Here is a 17431-nt window from a genome sequence, read left to right on the forward strand (position 1 = left end):
AGAGACAGATTTAACTTTATAATATTTCATCTGTCAACTTGACAGGGACTAGTGCAGCGTGAATTTTTTAGTAGGCAGAGATATTTGTCAACAACAACCGACCATCTTCCGCATAAGCCAGCGACCACACTTCAGTCACCCGGGTGATCAACGCATCATCGCGCGTCGCGGCATTGGCTTGAGGGGTGCGACTGGCAATCGTGAAATAAGTTTTGGCTTGAGCCGTGACCACAACTTTAGGATGATCGACATTACCATCCCCTGCTTGTGTATCGACGATCACCAAACCATCCATATGTAAGGTTTTACCACCATGTACCCACGCGTTGATTTGCTGCTGAAGTTGACGCAAACCAGCCGGCGTCGCATGTTGGCCAATCGTTTTAAGATCTTGTTCCAAGCGCGCCGTTTGAATTTGATAAAATAAGGTTGAAAATTGTTCTGCGAGTTGTTGATCGATCGGTGCTACCGCAATGACATGCGCTGGCTGAGATGCACTTTGGCCACGGCGACGCCACAAATACCACAACGCCAACAAAATCACGATCACCAATACACCGCTGCCACCCAAACTGCCGACGCGGCCGCGCATCAACATCCGCCGGCCCACAATGCGGGTGACGCGGCCCATGCCCATCACCAATTCAAGCATCAGCCATCGCCTCCTGTTGCGCATGATCCAAGCAAGCTTGCACCCGACTAGCAGGTTGCGCCCCGAAAAAGTGACCGATAATCTGGCCATTTTGCTTGATCAAGACTGTGGGCGCACATTTGATCCCGATGGCTTCAGCCACTTGAAAATCCTGATTGATCGACAAGGCAATAAATTTGACCACCTGATTCTGCGGCAATTTGGCCAAGTGCGACAACACGGCATCCATCCGCTCACATCCTGGACAAAAATCCATGCGAAAATCGACGACCACTAAACCAGTCACCGTTGCTTGCGCGTATTCATAATCGTGAATCAGTTGGATTTTAGACATGACAGTCGCTTCCTTCACCATTAGTTTACCCCGGAAAAATATCAACGGCTAGTCAACCAGCCCAAACTTTCAAGCGTTTTGCATTTTCTTAGCAATTGACAACAAGGATTAAATTGACCAAGAAGCCTTGCCACTATTGGTTATCACAATTAGAAGAAGAAAAGTGGCCCACTGAAAAACGGTTCGTCGACAATGACGAACCGTTTTGTTGCTAATGACCCCCATACCGCTCATATGCACAAAAAGCTTGATAGCCTTGCGCTTGTGCTTGGGCCAAGGTCATCGCTTGTGCGCCACCATAACGTTGCAACCCGCGACAGTTTGGGTCTTTGTGGTAACGCCCAGGAATTGCCGCGCTGACATAAACCGTTTCACTTTCTGCGGTGTTAGGTACTGGTGCATAGTCGTAATGACGCGCGCTGGGTGTTTGCGCTGGATGCGGATCAGAATATGAGTTTGCTTGGCGACTGGCTTCAACACTCGCCGCTTGACTTTGAGAAGCAGGTACACGTTCAGCTTCTGATTGACTGGCAGCTGATTGACTTATCGCAATTGATTCACTTTCAGCGGACTCGCTAGCCGCAATCGACTCACTTTCTGCGATTGATTCAGATTCCGCGGCTTCACTTTCAGAATCAGCTTCTTCATTACTGTCAGTGTCGATTGGATCTAAATCATCTGCTGTGACATCATCAGACGATTTTGACTGTGCTTCAGCGTGTGTTTGCCGATCCATTTGTGCTTGACCAACGGAAGCCGAAAAAAATCCTAATCCCTAAATAATGATGACAACACCTGCGTTTCGCCATTTAGAATGAGGCGAAAAAATGAGTTTCGCACCGCCAAATAGACACACAGTTATCACTAGAAAATAAAAATATGTCAAATTATATTCCCCCAAAGTTATATTCATCCTCAAAAAAAGACCCGCCTGCATTTGCAGACGGGTCGCCTAGCTCAATGAGTCAGCGTCGAGTCATCAATCGCAACGCACTTGCCTGTAAGTCGTGGCATCATCTGGGAAGAACACCCAAACGATACCCCGCCTTACAGACAGCGCTAAAATCGCTTTTGATCACTCTGGTAAATTACTTGCCGAGCTTAGTCTTGTCAGTAACTTCCAACTTGTCGTTGAAGGTGTAGACAACTGGTTCGCCGGTAGCCATTTCCAAGTTGATGATATCATCATCGGAAATGTTTTCGATGTACTTAGTCAAAGCGCGCAGGGAGTTACCATGAGCGGCGATGATGACGTTCTTGCCAGCCAAGAGGTCTGGGGCAATATGGTCTTCCCAAAATGGGATAACGCGTTCGAGGGTAACTTTAAGGTTTTCACCACCTGGCACAATGCGTGGGTCCAAGTTAGCGTAACGACGATCGTTAGCAGCAGAGCCTTCGTCGTCAGCGCTCAATAATGGTGGCAAAGTGTCGTAAGAACGACGCCAGATATGAACTTGTTCGTCGCCCCACTTTTCAGCAGCTTCAGCCTTGTTTTGGCCTTGTAAAGCGCCGTAGTGGCGTTCGTTCAAGCGCCAAGTCTTAGTTTCTGGAATCCAAAGTTGGTCGGATTCTTCAAGTGCAAAATGCAACGTCTTGATCGCACGGGTCAAAACAGAAGTGTACGCTTGGTCGAATTCAAGGCCAGCTTCTTTGATCTTACGACCAGCAGCCTTTGCTTCTTCAACACCTTTGTCGCTTAAGTTAACGTCGACCCAGCCAGTGAACTGGTTAGACAAGTTCCATTCACTTTGACCGTGACGGATAAGCACTAATTTTGCCATCTAGAGATTACCTCGCTTAATATTTTTAGTATCATCTTATGATACCGCATTTTCTGAAATAACGCGACGCTATTTCAAAATTTGCCCTGATGTAAGCGAATGCATCGTCAATTGTTACAAACCGCAACTTGTGTTGAGCTTTGTGATTGCTTGTGACGAACTGATAATCAGAATAGTTCACGTTTTCATTATAAAAATTAATCTTGAACATTTTTTCAAGGTCGTTTACATTAAAATAACGTACAATTATCGTGCGTTGGGAACTTATTATTCGTTTTAGAAAGGGAGCGGCTATGTTGAGAACTAATCGTTACGTTGTTGCAGTAGCAGGGGTTGTGTTTCATCTTATGATCGGCTCCGTTTATGCTTGGAGTGTTTATACCCAAGCGATTCAAGCGCAAACGGCTTGGTCCGAGGCCACGATTTCGTTTGCTTTTAGTTTGGCGATTTTCTTTTTAGGCCTGTCAGCGGCTTTTGCCGGGCGGTTGGTCGAACGCTTCGGCCCTAACGTGACTGGCACCATTGCCAGTTTCTGTTATGGCAGTGGCATGTTACTAACTGGGGTGGCGATTCACACCCAGCAATTATGGTTACTGTATTTGGCTTATGGCGCGATCGGCGGCTTGGGCTTAGGCTTTGGTTATGTCACCCCAGTTTCCACGATCATCAAGTGGTTTCCGAAACATCGCGGGATGGCCGCCGGCTGTGCAATCATGGGCTTTGGGTTTGCAGCGATGCTGACAAGCCCCATCGCGCATCACCTCATTGCTACAGTCGGGGTGGTTTCGACGTTCTACACCTTGGGGATTTTATATTTTGTGGTGATGATCATCGCCGCCCAATTTATTCGGCCACCCAAGCATGCGGCAAAAGCGACGTTTTCTCAACCAGCTGGGGTCAGTTTAACTGGTGGCCAACAACTGACCGCCAATCAAGCGGTGCGCACTCGCGAATTCAGATTATTGTGGTTGATGTTTTTCATCAATATCACCTGTGGTATCGGCTTAGTTGCCGCGGCCTCGCCAATGGCACAAGCCAATACGGCGATGACGCCGGCCACCGCCGCGTTAATGGTCGGGATCATCGGCGTGTTCAATGGTCTAGGGCGGCTGCTTTGGGCCAGTGCTTCGGATTGGTTAGGCCGGCCCAACACCTTCAGTGCCGTGTTTGCCATTATGTTGGTCTTGTTGTTAGCTTTACTCGGCATTCATTCCCCGGCTTTGTTTACCGTCGCATTTTGTATTATTTTGTCCGGGTATGGGGCGGGATTTTCGGTGATTCCGACTTATCTCAGCGATATTTTCGGCACCAAAGAACTCGGCGCGATTCACGGTTATGTCCTGACGGCTTGGGGCGTGGCTGGGTTAGTCGGGCCAGTGGTGTTGGCTTACACGCATGAGTTGACTCACAGCTACAACACTACCCTGTTCGTGTTTGCCGGTTTGGAATTGATTGCGTTAGGCACGTCTTTTGCCATTCGCAAAGCTTTCGTCAAAACGCCGCAAACTAGCCGTTCAACCGTTCGCTAACGCCAAAAATTTGTTATGATAGACGTAACTTCAGAAGGAAACGGTACGCCTATGCGAAAATTTTGGCTTGCGATCACAGTATTTTTCATCCTTTCAGTCATTTATTTCATCGTTTATGTCAATTCATTGAGCTTGCAAACGTTAGTCAATACCTCGTCTGCGTGGGGTAGCTTACACATTGCCGCTGATTGCGGATTGTTTGGGGGCGGGTTCGCCTTGATTTTGCATTTTATCAACAAATTGCGCCACCCTTAATGGTACTAAAATCGCCTCACAAGTTGTTGAAACGCAACTTGTGAGGCGATTTTTATGAGGCAGTTAAATTAATCTTCTTCGATTTTTTTGACGCCGATAATATCCAACAAAAAGGTAAAAATTGGGATCCCGACGATTAAACCCCAAGTCCCGAATAATTCTTCGCCTAGCAACAACACGACAAAAGTGAAAAACGCTGGCAATTTGGTGCGACTGGACATGAATTTAGGATTCAGAACATAAGCTTCCAAGGCATGAATCGCTAAAATCATCATGATAATGGTGATGACCCCTTGTAGCCCATCGACGGTAAAGGCGATGATCGCTAGCGGAATGGTCGAGATGAACGCCCCGGCCACTGGGATCAAGGATAGGATGAATACCATGATCGCCAGCGTTGGAATGTTAGGCATTTTCAAGAAAACCAAGGTGATCGTAGTAATGGTCGTATTGACGATGGCGATCACGATTTGCGCTTCGATCACCACCCCGAAGGTATCGATGAACTTGTCGGCAAAGAATTTCAGATCCGCGAAGTACCAACCAAATGGGGAGCGCAAGAACATGTTGCCGAACTTCTTCAGCGAATCGATTTCCACGGTAAAGAAGAAACTGAGGATCAATGACAAGAAGAACGTGACCCCCATGGCCCCGATCGAGCCGACATATTCCAAAATACCGCCGAGCCATTTTTGAATTTGGGTTTTCAGATTCATTTGGTCGATGGATTGTAAAATCCACTGAATGGTTTTGTTATTGTCAAAACTGCCAGAATTGTAGAATTTCATGACTGAGTTGAACGAGCTGACCGATTGATTGATGATTTCTGGCACATAATGGATCAACACGTAACTGACGCCAGCGATGATCAACAAATATAACGGTGCGACAACCACCACTGCCGGCACATGGACGTATTGACGCACTAAATTGATCGCCCGCGTCACCAAGAAAGCGAAGATGAACGTCAACAAAATCGTGCTCATAATACTGCGCGCCAGCCACAACAACAAGATGACGCTGGCTAAGACTGCCCCGCGGCGCACTGGTGTGTTGCGCAAAAATTTTTCGTATGTCATGAAGCGCCTCCTTGTTCGGGTTTTATTATACCATTGACCATCTGAATTCCAGAATTCAATTGTCGCAATCTGGTAATCGTCATTTCTGAGCCGAAAAAAACCGGGCACACTCAGCGGAGGCTGCTGAAAAACAGACTCGTTTGATAAGATGCGGCCAATAAAATACGGTTGGAATTTCGAATTTTGAAATTCCAACCGTATTTTTGTCTTGTGAAGGGCTATCCCGGTTCCTATTTCTTGGCCGTTTGAGTCAAGATTCGCTCCATATTGGCGTAGAAGAGCGTTATTGCCCCTTGGAGCGTCATGGCTTGAATGTCATTTGACCAACATTTTCCATAGCCATGTTTGATTTTAAGTTCAGCGTTCTTCGCTTCAATTTGATAGCGAAGTTTCACCTCATTCTTGAATTCATCGGTCTGTTCAAACTCTAGCTGCTTTTGGTGAACATTTGCTTTCAAGGTGACACTATAAGTTTTAGATTTAGCCCCAACCTTATAGCAACCTTCGCGCAACGGACACTTCTGGCACCTCTCAATATCAAAGTAGTAAGTCTGTTTCTGATTGCGGCCCTGATTCTTCTTGCCAGTCCGCGCTTTTCGAATCGCCGTATGTCCAGCTGGACAGATAAACATACCGGCGTCTTTGTTATAATCCCATTCCGCGTCTGGTCCACGGAAGCCATTAGAAATATTGGGGGTCAGACGAGAATAGAGCTTCCAGTTCTCTTTCTCCGCTAGTTTGAGATTATCCTTGCCAGAATAAGCGTGATCACCGCGCACTGAATCAGGGTCAACACCATTGGCGCGAGATAGTTCAATCAAGTCCTTAAGAAAACGACCGTCGCCTTTCTCGCCAGTAGTAATTACGGCTGCGGTAATGATCCGATCAGTGGTCATGGCAATATGGGTCTTATAACCAAGAAATGAAGTGTCTTTAGACTTGTGGCCAACTTTAGCATCTTTATCATTGGACTGAGCAACACCAGCTTCGATGTCATCAACGACTTCTTCAAGCGAATGTAATGCCTCTGGCACGCCGTTAGCGACCGCCACCTCTGGGTGAAGCTTGACGGTATCAATCAAGTTTTTAGTGTAAGTTTGTTCTTCCTCAAGATCACTACCCGTCGGCTTATCAGGCAGGATATCTTTGATGGCAAGTTTGGCTTGATACAGATGCTTGCGAAGAACTTTCGAAGCTTGGCGCAATGATTCGACCGGTGACTTCAGATTGAATCGTGATACGGTGTGCGTTGCATCGACAATCAAGCCTTTACTTTTAAGGACGCCTTTGGCGATTGCAATTTCGACGGTCTTACCGATCAAAAGTTGAAGTATATCCATATCCTTCAACCGTTGCCGGCGGAATTTTGTCAGTAAAGTTGGATGAATGACTTCAGCTTCTGGCGCTAAGCCAAGGAAAAACTTAAAAGCCATATCGGTCTTCGTACGCTCGATGAGATCACGATCTGATAAGTTATATCGGACTTTGAGATAGAGGTACTTAAACATCACAACCGGATCAATCGCAGTGCGGCCCTCACCCATAGAATAGCGATCTAGTAGCTCTTGGTAGATGAATGAGAAGTCGATCATTTCGTTGAGACGACGAAGCTCGTTGTCTTTTGGAATCAAGATATCGTACAGTGCAGTATAAGGGCTCAATGTTAGTTCAGATTGACGTTTAAGCATCTCATTCACCTCAACATGAGTATACCAAAAATGGGTACTATATCGTGCGTTGCACGAGACAGTACCCATTTTTATCTAGTTTTTCAGCAGCCTCCACTCAGCGCGGCCCGGTTTCAATTAATTAAAGACTTGTAATGCAGATTTGGTGGCATCCGTGGTTTGCGTTAAGCTTCCTTGAACAATGATGCGATTGGTTTCACCTTCTGTGGCCGAGGCACAAGTGACCAAAGTGACCAGCCTTTTGCCGGCGACGTCATTGATCCATTGCACCTGTGTTTCATTTACCGTGGTTTTGGTGGTCACGGTATAGGTGTAAACCTTCGACATATCCGTTAAATATAATTTGTTGCCGAGTTGCACGTTCTTCAATGGTGAAAACAAAATGCCTTGATTGGTCATGTAATGCCCTGCTAAGGCGTAGTTGCCTTGGCCTAACGTTTGATCCGCCTTCATGGTGCCAGCGCCGGTGGACAAATTCTCATTGGACAAGCCTTTGAGGATCGGCAAGCGCATCTTGACAGATGGGATCGCGATTTTGCCGATGGCGTTGCGCGCATTGGCAGTCGTTGCAGCTTTAGCGACATGTTGGACATCGAGGGCTTTCACCGATTTGAAATCAAAATTGCCTTTGGATTGCTCGTTTTTCTTGACGGATTTCTTATCGATGGTTTGCATGGTGCGCTCTGATAAATGATCGACCACAAATAACTTGATCTGCTCATTAAAGACTAACGCTAACCCGATCAACAAGCCGATGACCAATAGCACCCGTACTAGCCATACCCGACTTTTACCTGCTTTTTGTTTCGCCATTGTGGCACCTCCGCATACCCTCATTTTACCTGATTCAGTGCGCAAATACGATTAATTTGTCCGATGCATTCACCGAGCTTTGTAACACGATGTGCTCAGTTGTGCCGCGCGTTGTAATGCTTGGATACAAGTCAACGCCGGCCTTGGTGTAACCCAGCGGATTGACGACGGCAATTTTATCCACATGGTAGACAAACGCGCGGTTTTTGGCATCGGTGACTTTGATCGCTGCCCCAATTTTTAACTGCTTGTTTTGGACAAAAACGCCTGGGTTATGCCCGATGAACTCGGTGTTTTGTTTGTCCGTCCCAGAAAAATTGACATTACCACCCCAAGTTTGCGCCGTTAAGGCTGGGGCTTTGGTCACCGACATGTTGCCTTTGATATAAGGCACTGCCGATTGCAAAAAGTAGATCATGTTAGCGCGTTGTTTGAGATTGTTATTGGCAACAACTTTCAAGGTCAAATTCTTACTAGCCACTGACTTATCTGTCGCTGTGACTTTTACGCCGATGGTTAAATTCTGTGGCGATGCCAGCACCGGTTGGCTAGTCGTTAACGTGACTGACTTGATCTTGGTGCTGGCATAATTGGTTTTAACGAGACTTTTCAAATTCAACGGTGTATCAACTTTAGACGTGATGCTTGTACTAGTGATTTTCACCGCAGCATTAACTGACTGCGCTTGAAAACCAGTGATTCCCCCAACGATCAACAGTAAACCTAGTATGAGTTGCTTCATGGTGAACACTCCCTTGTCACCACGTTTACCACCACTTACATTATACAAGTAGTTTACGGCATGATGCAACTTTTTGGTCAGGCTTCGACTTCTTGAAACGGGAGTAACTCGTCAAAGATAACTGGCTCAGCTAAGTCGATATGATCCGGTCCCACGTCACAGGTGATGGCTAAGACCTGTACGCCAGCAGCTTTGGCATTAGTGATCGCTGGGGCCAGTTCTGCAAAACGCTCCTTATAAATGGTCATATCGTGAATACCTGACAGCTGGATCACAAAAATTAAGTAACTGGCAAAACCTTCCTGTTGGGCAAGCGTTAATGTGTGCACATGCTTCAAACCGCGCGTCGTTGGTGCATCTGGGAAGGCAGCGTGAACGCCATTGGCCAAAGTCACGCCTTTGGTTTCAGCAAACCACTTTTGCCCGATGGCATCCGCGCCAGCGAAATCTAACCTTGAATCGCGCCATGTGGTTTCAGGATGCACCGTCAAAGGTTCCTGCATCTCTGGTAGCATCAAACTGCCGTCCCGCAAGGCTGCATTGACCACCCGATTAGGCGCCAAGCTATCGATATTGATCCACCGGCCATCGCGACCCACTGCCAAAATATCATAAGGGGTTTTGCGATCAGGATTGGCCGCTTTTTTGATGCTGATGTTATGGCCTGGCACTAAAAGTTCTTTGTTGCGGCCAGTATTGGACAAATGGGCCAACACCATATCGCCGTTTAATTCGACTTGCACCGTGAAGCGGCTGATGCGCTTGATCACATGGCCGATTTCTACATTTTCATACTGCATGTTTCCTCCACTAAAAAAAGCCACGTTAAGTTGTGTTCCATCAAGCAACGCCCAAACATACAAACGCCGCCACACCATGATTCAAAGTACGAATCCTGGTGTGGCGACGCTTGTATGTTGAGCTAAAACCGCTTGCGGTCACAACCTGCTCAACGAACGATAATGACACTTGCTTCCGCTTCACGCACGATTTCACCAGCCACATGACCGATGTGCAACTTACCGCGACGAATGTGTGAGCCTAAAATGATCAAATCAGGCTTAAACGCTGGTAAGATCTCATCTAAGATCACATGCGCTGGTTTGCCTTCGCCGATCAACGGTTGGACGTCTTGAGCACCAAAAGCTTGGGCCTTTTCGACATAGGTATTTAAGTGCGCGGCGATGTCGCTGCGCCGATCGCTCAACAAATCAGGCGATAATGATTGATAAATATTTAAGTCACCAGTTTCCAAAACCGACACAATGCCTAACGGGATCGCATAGATCTTGGCCAACGTGCAAGCATAGTTGAATGCTTTGCGCGAGGAGTCGTCGTCATCGTCGTCGACCGCCAGCAATAAGCGGTTGTAGTGCATGGATTCAACTTCAAAATCTTCTTCAGTCGCCATGGTGATGCCTCCTATATTTAGGTAATCCTAACAAATATCATTATACCCGCCTGCATACTTAAAATGCAAGAGCTTACAAACGTTCCAGTGATTTGAAATTGAGACTCCAGTTGGCTCGCCGCTACATAATGAGGGTCCTCGGCCGAACTAACTTGAATCACTCGCTTCGCTCCTGACCAAAGTGGATTTCGACCTGCGGCTTTCCGTAAGCAGTGCCCGCTAACGGAAAGCTCTCTATGTATCGGCGGCCAGCTTCCGCCTCAATTTCAAATTACTGCCACGACCAAGCAACATCGCTGTTAACGTTACAATGCCATAAACTATCCAAGATCATACAACCGACTTGATGATCAATAAACTAGACAGACTTACCAAGAAAATCGAAGGCGGCAGTCAAAAACATGGCGGCAACTGGACGGCAGCCAGAAAGCTCGTGACTGAAGCCCAACGATTTTCGGGTCGTTAAGCGTCGCCTTTGTTTTCAGCGAAGAATTGCTTGTAGCGGCCCACGTAGTTGTGGAACATGTACTTCATCAAAACCCAACGTTTCAAAGACATGTCTTTGTTGTAGAAAACAGTGGTGCCATAGCGGCCTTCTTTTAACAGTTCCAAAGCTTGTTGCTTGTACTCGTTGTCTTTGGCGTAAGTCTTGAACACTGACTTGGGTACACCCAACCACAATTGATGCTTGGAAGCGGCTTGGTTGCCGTAAACCGTTTTGGCATCTTTGAGCTCGCCGGTGATATAGTCTTTAACTGGCCATTGTGCCAAGTTGTAGCCATTCAACGTCACAAAGAAGCTGGAGCGGCCTTGGCGAATGTTGATTTCAAATAATTTGAAGCTTTGATCGCGTTCGTCATACTTCATATCAAAGTTGGCAAAGCCGGTGAACTTGATGTCTTCAAGGAACTTTTGCATGCGGTCGTAAACATCTTGATTGTATTCTGGAATGATCGCCACGTAATTCCCGATAGCGGCAGGCGTTGGATCTTCCAGCAAAGGATGGCCTAAGCACATCATTTTGACTTTATGGTTTTGATCGACATAAGCGTTCAACACGCGCATGTGCGAATCATCGCCTGGCACGAAGTCTTGCAAGATCAAATCGCTGGTATAGCCGTTGTCGTAGATCTTGGCAATGATGGTGTTGAGTTCCACTTGGGAGTGAATGGTGAAGGCCTTCTTGCGCCCTTCAAAATGGATCAACAACCATTCCACCGAGTTAGTTGGCTTCAACGCCACTGGAAACGCAAATGGTGTGGAAATTTGGGCGTCTGATTCATACATGGCTTTGGTGATGATTTTCGTCTTTGGATATGGGAGATCATATTCGTCACACACTTGGTAGAAGCTTTCCTTAGAGTTCAAGCGCTTCAACAAGTCATAGTCCACATATGGGCAGACGAAGGTTTTTTCAAGTTCTGGTTTATGTTTGGAAACCAGTTCCGCATAGCCATCGCCACACGCGATCAAAATCACTTTACCAGCTTGGTCTTGATATTTTGCCGCGATTTTGGTCATATGTTCAATAAACGTTGGATCCGAATCAAAATCTGGGATCAAATGCACATTCACGATTTTAGAAAAGCGCGTCGGTGCGAGTTGCACTTTAGCATATACATCGACGACTTGCCCGGTGAGTTCGTGAAATGAACGCGCCATTCCGTAAACATTCATATCACTGCCTAACAGCACTGGGGTGAAACTTTGATTCTCTGACATCTATTCAGTCTCCTACTCATTTCGCCATATGACGGTTTCAAATCGCATTATACCACAGCCATCGTAGCGCTCAAAAAAACGCCGCAACTCCATGACGTTGCGACGCATTCTTAACCGAAATTTAGTTGATAACAATGAATATTTATGTTTATGCGGTCACTTCATGTTCTGAAATCTGGCCTTGTGCAATCACATCCGCATCATGGAAAGCAATTGCCACCATGTTTTCTACGGCAGGCTTGGTGTAAAACGCCATATGCGGCGAAACGGAAACATTTGGCATTTGCAACAGCTTCAACAAGCGGGGATTTGGCACGTCTTGACCTTTTAAGTTGTCGCCGAAAATTCCGTTTTCGTCTTCGATCGAATCGATCCCAGCCGCGGCGATTTGCTTGGTTTCCAACGCATTGATCAAAGCACCAGTATCCGAAATCGGCCCACGCGCACAGTTTAAGAAAATCGCGGTGTTTTTCATTTTGGCAAAAGCATCAGCGTCGATCAAATGATGGGTGGTGTCATCCAGTGGCGTATGCACGGTGACGATATCAGCAGTTTTCAACAGCGTGTCTTTATCCACATAGGTCAAAATGTCGCTGAGTTCTGGTCTGTGTATCGGATCGTTGGCGATGATGGTCGCGCCTAATGCGTCAAACAACCGCGCTACAGCAGAGCCGATCTTGCCGACGCCAATAATGCCGACGGTCAACGTGTGGATCTCATCAGCTTCCAAGCCGCCCCATGAAAAGTCCCCTTGCAACATCCGGGCTTTGGATTCATTCAAGTGCCGCAATAACACCATCGCATGCGTCAAAGTCATTTCGCCAACAGAGCGTGGTGAATAGGCTGGTACGTTGGTGACTTTGATTCCATTGGCTTGGGCCGCTTTTAAATCGATGATGTCATAGCCAGTGATACGCAACGCGATATGTTTGATGCCGATGGCTGCAAGCTTGGCATAATCTTCAGCCGTGCCGATCGCACCATGTTGCGCCAAGCATAAAACGTCGGCACCTTTTAAAGATGAGATATCAGCAGGCGTGAAATCATGGGCCACAGTGGTGACTGTCGCGTTGATTTCGGCCGCGTTTTTCTTAATGGCCGCTTGTTCGTCAGGACGTACCGAATACATTTGAATGTTCAAGTGAAAACCTCCGAATGAGAATATGATGAGATAAGCGTACCGCTTTCACTAAAATTGTCAAGACTATCGCTGTCCGGCATTGTTAGCGTTTCATGTCGCCATCAGGTGCCAGTGGCCTAGCTGCGTTTCAGTGATTTGAAATTGGGACTCCAGCTGGCACGGCTCGACGTGGAGAGGGTCCTCGGGAAAGCTAGCCGAGATGTGTCGCTACGCTCCCCACTCGCCGGATCTTTCCCTGCGGAATCTCGTAAGCGGTGCCCGCTGAAGGCGTGAGATTCTCACCACGTCGAGCCGGCCAGCTTCCGTCCCAATTTCAAATCACTTCCACTACGCTAACCCACTGACACCAGATGACTACGAATCACGCGATATCAACGTTGATACGATCAATCATATTGTTTCGTGAGCGTGCTTAATCTGTAAGTTAGTAATATCAACCCAGAAAATATGTGAGCGGAAGCGGCTTGGCAGAACGGAGGAAAACTGGACAATTGCCTGTGGGAGTGAAATCAAGTGAGACGCCGGTTTGTGGCGGTTCACGCAGATTTCACCGGAAAAAATCAAGACAAGCGGACTTCTTGGCTTGATTTTTAGGCGCAAGAGCATCAGCGGTTTGTGCTGATCTCTGGAGCCGGCCGCACCGGCAACTTGTCCAGTTTTCCGCAGTGGCACCAAGCCGCTGGAACCCACAGATTTTCGTGCCGCTAGTCAATTGGTATAGCTCGATGGAAGATCAACACCACGCTATCGATACCGTACAGCGTGAGTCAATCGCAGACATTAAAATAGGCTTCAAACCGTATACTTAACGATTCGAAGCCCTTAGGTTAAGGATGAATATGAAATGACGTTGTTAATCTTTGAAATGTTACGTTACCTGTGCTTTCTGAAGCTATTCACTTGTACGAAACCGACGAGTGTTTAGTTACTTGATGTGGCCATTTAACCTGGCTCAGTTTGGTGACGAGTTGCACCTGAGAACATCTATTGGAAACTCATGGTTCCGCTTGGATCGTAAAGTCTTGTTATTAGACTCGCGCCTCCATGTTATTCAGATACTTTGATATTGGAGCTGTGTGACTACAAGGAAACTACCTTTATGGTGCTCCGTGGAACTATTTGGTACTCGTGGAGATTGGTAAGACCGTACTCTAATCGTTGTGTTGAACTGCATGTTGCACTTTCGAGCAGGTACATGGATCTTGGAACTGAAACCTTGCGTTCATATCCCTTCCTTAACCTTGACTAAAGTATATCATCGTTTGAGCGTTTTTGCAAGCGCTTCCTAAAAATTAATTTTGTTATTTTTTGGTCCGGTCAATTTCGTTCTAGAATCGCATTGCATCAAGATTTGTCCAAGCAGAAAAACCTTGCCTCAAAAAGCCGACAAAAAAATATTGATGATTCGTGATTGACCGATGATCATCAGGCTGCTTATCGCCAAGCCAATACCCAGTTCGATCGTTTTTCTTCACTGATTTCAAAATGTCGTTCAGGCAGTGCCATTGCCTTTGGCCTGCTGGTGATTTTTGGAATCGCTTTTTGGCAAATTGGTCAATCTCTCGCTACAAACTGATCACGCCGCTTAATAAAAACAAACGTCCTTGCTCGCGATTGAAATTCCAACCGTGGACAAGGACGCTTATTTGAATTGAGAGCGCATTTTTAATAGGCAAAGACGCGTTTGGGACTGGCGGCACCATACCCGAACACTCGCAAGCGCCGCGCTTTGGTATCCACAGAAATCACATACCCAGCATATTCACTAGGGTCATTGATGCGACGATGCCACCTGCGATTGTAGCGCGTGGTCAATCCGTGGTTCCAACCCATCAATGCCGAATTGTTCAACACGCTATAATGAATCCCATTGACGGAAAAATCTTCTTCCACATGCCAGTGACCGGCGACATAGGCAATGATTTTGCCAGGATTATCAGAAAAATCAAAGCTGACCAAGCCACCGAAGTCTGGATGATTACCACAGTTCAATACCCCTTTGAGGCCTTCATTGAACGCCCGCAACAATTCATGCAAGGGTTTGGCATTAAAGCGTACGCCAGGTTTGTTCGGGCGCGTCATCGCTGGCGCATGGGCTAAGATCAAGACATCACGGTCGCCAGCACCTTTCAACGCATCGGCGAGTTCTTGCAGTTGGGCTGCGGTCACGGCGAGATTCTTTTTGATGTCATAGTTTTTGCGCCCAGCGACCCACTTCACTGGCACATCAGAAGTATTTAAGGTGATCACGCGGACATTGCCATGATCAAACACACTCAAGCCATGGCGCGAAACACTGGGGCCGCCAACTTGTTGGGCCATTTTCTCCCACACCAAGTCGTGATAGACCCAAGGATGAAAGGACCCAGCAAACCGACGATTTTTCTCCGCATACTTATCGTTATCATCATGGTTGCCACGCGCGATCACAAAGGGCACACTATCGGCACAATAATCATTGATGATATTGCGCAAGCGCCACATGGTCAGCACTGCCGGTTCTGAACCATCGACCATATCCCCAAGATGCACCCGCCAATCGATCGGCAATTCATTGGTCAACCAGTGCTGTTCTTGGACATGCCAATAACCATTGGGTCCATAAAAAGTCCGCGACAATTGGGTGCGATCATGGGTATCCGTAATCACCGCTAAATTTAACGCCGCCCCAGTAATTTGAGGGCCAACAGTTTGCGCGAATTGTTCCAAATCACGCTTGGCAAACCGCCGAATTGAGATGTTGTGCAAATAATGCATGGAATCCTCCTATCTCACGCCACGATCACCCCGATTGCAAACCCAATGGTCAAACTGATCAAAATGACCAATAAGTTCTTGACAATGAGTTTAAACGTTTTGGTTTTCACCGGTTCATGGGCGAACGCACGCGTGTTGCGCCATACTGGGATCATTGCACCCAGGCTTAGCAAACAAGGCCAAGGCAAGCATTTTGATCCCACTGCAATCACGATCAATGCAAATCCGCACGCATACAAACCCACTAATCCGATCAACGCGCGGCGTCTGCCTAAATAATACACGATTGTATGCCGCTTGAGGACAATATCTTCATCAAAATCCGCAATATTATTCGCCAAGAGTAATGCCGCAGTCGCACATTGCGCCAGCCCACTGGCCACAAACACCGGAACAATCGGCAATTGCTGGGCATTGACCCAAACTGCAATCAACCAAATCACAAACCCCATGGTAAATCCTGAGAAAAATTCCCCAAATGGTGTCCGTGAAATGGGATAAGGCCCTCCAGCGTACCCATACCCTACCGCAAAGCTGAACAAGCCCATCAGCAAAACGGGCCAACCACAACAGACCGTTAACCATATTCCGATGCCACCGGAAATCAATATGAAGCTGATGATCATCTGCCAAATTAGCTGAGGATTCAAATGACGTCTACCGATGATATTGGTTTGTTTGCGAAAACTGTCAGAATCACTGCGCCGATAATCTTGGTAATTGTCGTTGGCATCCACCGCCATATTAAACAGCAACATCGCAATGAAAAAACCGATCAAAGCGATCACATCGAGTTGCCGATAATGCCACCACGCATACAAGCTCCCTAATACACAAGGAAATACCGATGCCGCTTTGGCTTTAAATTCCACCAATTCAAAAAAATCTGCTTTTGTCATGTCTGCCTCAAACTTTTCGCGTTAACACGAGCTCCGCGATCGCGGTTAAATGATCCTTATTCGCCCCACTGGGAAAATCTGCCAATGCAGCTAGGGCTTGCTGTTGATAAGTGATCGCCAATTGTTGCGCCGGTGGCACCCCAAGGCGTTTGATTTCCGCAAATGCCGCTGCACGTTGACTACTCGACTGCACCAGACCAGCAAGTTGAGCCCCGCCTGTGCTTAAGGCATAAATAATCGGCAATGAATAGACGCCATTTTTCAGATCCTGATCGATTGGTTTCAAGAGTTGGGCATCAGTGCTGGTAAAATCCAACACATCATCGATGATTTGAAAACTCATCCCCAAACTGCGGCCAAATTCGCTAGCATGCGCAACATCAACTTGGCCTAGCGTCGCGCCGACTTCTGCAGCTAAGCCAAATAATGCTGCCGACTTTCCTTGAATCTGCCTCAGATACGTTTGGACATCATTTTGATGCGGCACAAAATTCTGCGCCAACTCGCCCATAAAAATCTCACGCATTACCTGAGCGTGGCGCGCAAACAATACCCCACTTTCAGCCAATAAATTAAACCTGGATTATTCATAGAATTTCAAAAAAGCAGCGCAATCCCATGATTCACA

18 protein-coding genes are annotated in these 17431 nt (G+C 47.0%); 3 read left to right on the forward strand and 15 right to left on the reverse strand.

The genetic code is table 11. The features are described 5' to 3' along the window. Positions 1 to 67: 67 nt before the first annotated feature. From FD01_RS02965 to FD01_RS02980, 4 genes are all read right to left on the reverse strand, one after another. Complete coding sequence (locus tag FD01_RS02965) at positions 68 to 652, reverse strand: TIM44-like domain-containing protein (RefSeq protein ID WP_054717474.1); 585 nt, start codon at positions 650 to 652, stop codon at positions 68 to 70. Further along, positions 645 to 986 carry a thioredoxin family protein gene (locus tag FD01_RS02970; RefSeq protein ID WP_056962527.1) on the reverse strand — a complete coding sequence of 114 codons (342 nt, stop codon included), beginning with the start codon at positions 984 to 986 and terminating at the stop codon, positions 645 to 647. The genes FD01_RS02965 and FD01_RS02970 overlap by 8 nt, the downstream gene beginning before the upstream one ends. A 211-nt stretch (positions 987 to 1197) precedes the next feature. Continuing rightward, entirely contained in the window at positions 1198 to 1722 is a 525-nt protein-coding gene (locus FD01_RS02975; protein ID WP_054717479.1) for a hypothetical protein, read from the reverse strand. A gap of 352 nt (positions 1723 to 2074) precedes the next feature. Then, complete coding sequence (locus FD01_RS02980) at positions 2075 to 2767, reverse strand: 2,3-diphosphoglycerate-dependent phosphoglycerate mutase (RefSeq protein ID WP_054717482.1); 693 nt, start codon at positions 2765 to 2767, stop codon at positions 2075 to 2077. A gap of 296 nt (positions 2768 to 3063) precedes the next feature. Here FD01_RS02980 and FD01_RS02985 point away from each other — a divergent pair, with 296 nt between their 5' ends. Together FD01_RS02985 and FD01_RS02990 are read left to right on the forward strand one after the other, a co-directional pair. Then, the gene (locus FD01_RS02985) at positions 3064 to 4296 is read left to right on the forward strand and encodes an L-lactate MFS transporter (RefSeq protein WP_054717506.1); all 1233 of its coding nucleotides are present in this window, start codon (positions 3064 to 3066) and stop codon (positions 4294 to 4296) included. A 51-nt stretch (positions 4297 to 4347) separates the two neighbouring features. Further along, on the forward strand, positions 4348 to 4551 hold the full coding sequence (locus FD01_RS02990) for a hypothetical protein (RefSeq protein ID WP_054717483.1): 204 nt from the start codon (positions 4348 to 4350) through the stop codon (positions 4549 to 4551). 68 nt (positions 4552 to 4619) lie between these two features. On the opposite strand, the gene FD01_RS02995 is transcribed toward FD01_RS02990, so the two are convergent. The 8 genes from FD01_RS02995 to FD01_RS03030 form a co-directional block, all read right to left on the reverse strand. Next, positions 4620 to 5630, reverse strand: coding sequence for an AI-2E family transporter (locus FD01_RS02995; RefSeq protein ID WP_056962528.1), 1011 nt, complete (start codon positions 5628 to 5630; stop codon positions 4620 to 4622). 230 nt (positions 5631 to 5860) lie between these two features. Further along, positions 5861 to 7318 carry an IS1182 family transposase gene (locus tag FD01_RS03000; RefSeq protein WP_054717488.1) on the reverse strand — a complete coding sequence of 486 codons (1458 nt, stop codon included), beginning with the start codon at positions 7316 to 7318 and terminating at the stop codon, positions 5861 to 5863. A 117-nt stretch (positions 7319 to 7435) separates the two neighbouring features. Next, complete coding sequence (locus FD01_RS03005; protein WP_054717491.1) at positions 7436 to 8131, reverse strand: class A sortase; 696 nt, start codon at positions 8129 to 8131, stop codon at positions 7436 to 7438. A 34-nt stretch (positions 8132 to 8165) separates the two neighbouring features. Further along, positions 8166 to 8873, reverse strand: coding sequence for a sortase family protein (locus FD01_RS03010; RefSeq protein ID WP_056962529.1), 708 nt, complete (start codon positions 8871 to 8873; stop codon positions 8166 to 8168). A gap of 77 nt (positions 8874 to 8950) precedes the next feature. Then, positions 8951 to 9673, reverse strand: a complete 723-nt coding sequence (gene sfsA / locus FD01_RS03015; protein ID WP_056962530.1) for a DNA/RNA nuclease SfsA — start codon at positions 9671 to 9673, stop codon at positions 8951 to 8953. A gap of 149 nt (positions 9674 to 9822) precedes the next feature. Next, a complete protein-coding gene (locus tag FD01_RS03020) occupies positions 9823 to 10284 on the reverse strand; it encodes a universal stress protein (protein ID WP_054717497.1) in 462 nt (153 codons plus the stop codon). A gap of 462 nt (positions 10285 to 10746) precedes the next feature. Further along, a complete protein-coding gene (locus FD01_RS03025) occupies positions 10747 to 12006 on the reverse strand; it encodes a carboxylate--amine ligase (RefSeq protein ID WP_056962531.1) in 1260 nt (419 codons plus the stop codon). Between the two features lie 148 nt (positions 12007 to 12154). Beyond that, positions 12155 to 13135, reverse strand: coding sequence for a D-2-hydroxyacid dehydrogenase (locus FD01_RS03030; protein WP_152164898.1), 981 nt, complete (start codon positions 13133 to 13135; stop codon positions 12155 to 12157). A 1423-nt stretch (positions 13136 to 14558) separates the two neighbouring features. Between FD01_RS03030 and FD01_RS15970 the strand changes: the two genes are divergently transcribed. Further along, complete coding sequence (locus FD01_RS15970; protein ID WP_156647259.1) at positions 14559 to 14723, forward strand: hypothetical protein; 165 nt, start codon at positions 14559 to 14561, stop codon at positions 14721 to 14723. An 89-nt stretch (positions 14724 to 14812) separates the two neighbouring features. Here the strand turns inward: FD01_RS15970 and FD01_RS03035 are convergent, their stop codons facing one another. From FD01_RS03035 to FD01_RS03045, 3 genes are read right to left on the reverse strand one after another with little or no spacing between them, the layout of a single operon-like run. Then, positions 14813 to 15904 carry a metallophosphoesterase family protein gene (locus tag FD01_RS03035; RefSeq protein ID WP_056962532.1) on the reverse strand — a complete coding sequence of 364 codons (1092 nt, stop codon included), beginning with the start codon at positions 15902 to 15904 and terminating at the stop codon, positions 14813 to 14815. 14 nt (positions 15905 to 15918) lie between these two features. Further along, positions 15919 to 16803, reverse strand: coding sequence for a 1,4-dihydroxy-2-naphthoate polyprenyltransferase (locus tag FD01_RS03040; protein WP_056962533.1), 885 nt, complete (start codon positions 16801 to 16803; stop codon positions 15919 to 15921). A gap of 7 nt (positions 16804 to 16810) precedes the next feature. Continuing rightward, positions 16811 to 17371, reverse strand: a complete 561-nt coding sequence (locus FD01_RS03045; RefSeq protein WP_054717503.1) for a polyprenyl synthetase family protein — start codon at positions 17369 to 17371, stop codon at positions 16811 to 16813. Positions 17372 to 17431: the final 60 nt, after the last annotated feature.

The sequence above is a fragment of the Lacticaseibacillus manihotivorans DSM 13343 = JCM 12514 genome (genome assembly GCF_001435035.1).
Lineage (GTDB): Bacteria > Bacillota > Bacilli > Lactobacillales > Lactobacillaceae > Lacticaseibacillus > Lacticaseibacillus manihotivorans.

Bases quoted from the DNA above. Each gene is read 5' to 3' on its own strand.
- FD01_RS02965 (WP_054717474.1), bottom strand. From the start codon at position 652: ATGCTTGAATTGGTGATGGGCATGGGCCGCGTCACCCGCATTGTGGGC.
- FD01_RS02970 (WP_056962527.1), bottom strand. From the start codon at position 986: ATGTCTAAAATCCAACTGATTCACGATTATGAATACGCGCAAGCAACG.
- FD01_RS02975 (WP_054717479.1), bottom strand. From the start codon at position 1,722: ATGGATCGGCAAACACACGCTGAAGCACAGTCAAAATCGTCTGATGAT.
- FD01_RS02980 (WP_054717482.1), bottom strand. From the start codon at position 2,767: ATGGCAAAATTAGTGCTTATCCGTCACGGTCAAAGTGAATGGAACTTG.
- FD01_RS02990 (WP_054717483.1), top strand. From the start codon at position 4,348: ATGCGAAAATTTTGGCTTGCGATCACAGTATTTTTCATCCTTTCAGTC.
- FD01_RS02995 (WP_056962528.1), bottom strand. From the start codon at position 5,630: ATGACATACGAAAAATTTTTGCGCAACACACCAGTGCGCCGCGGGGCA.
- FD01_RS03000 (WP_054717488.1), bottom strand. From the start codon at position 7,318: ATGCTTAAACGTCAATCTGAACTAACATTGAGCCCTTATACTGCACTG.
- FD01_RS03005 (WP_054717491.1), bottom strand. From the start codon at position 8,131: ATGGCGAAACAAAAAGCAGGTAAAAGTCGGGTATGGCTAGTACGGGTG.
- FD01_RS03010 (WP_056962529.1), bottom strand. From the start codon at position 8,873: ATGAAGCAACTCATACTAGGTTTACTGTTGATCGTTGGGGGAATCACT.
- sfsA (WP_056962530.1), bottom strand. From the start codon at position 9,673: ATGCAGTATGAAAATGTAGAAATCGGCCATGTGATCAAGCGCATCAGC.
- FD01_RS03020 (WP_054717497.1), bottom strand. From the start codon at position 10,284: ATGGCGACTGAAGAAGATTTTGAAGTTGAATCCATGCACTACAACCGC.
- FD01_RS03025 (WP_056962531.1), bottom strand. From the start codon at position 12,006: ATGTCAGAGAATCAAAGTTTCACCCCAGTGCTGTTAGGCAGTGATATG.
- FD01_RS03030 (WP_152164898.1), bottom strand. From the start codon at position 13,135: ATGTATTCGGTACGTCCTGACGAACAAGCGGCCATTAAGAAAAACGCG.
- FD01_RS03035 (WP_056962532.1), bottom strand. From the start codon at position 15,904: ATGCATTATTTGCACAACATCTCAATTCGGCGGTTTGCCAAGCGTGAT.
- FD01_RS03040 (WP_056962533.1), bottom strand. From the start codon at position 16,803: ATGACAAAAGCAGATTTTTTTGAATTGGTGGAATTTAAAGCCAAAGCG.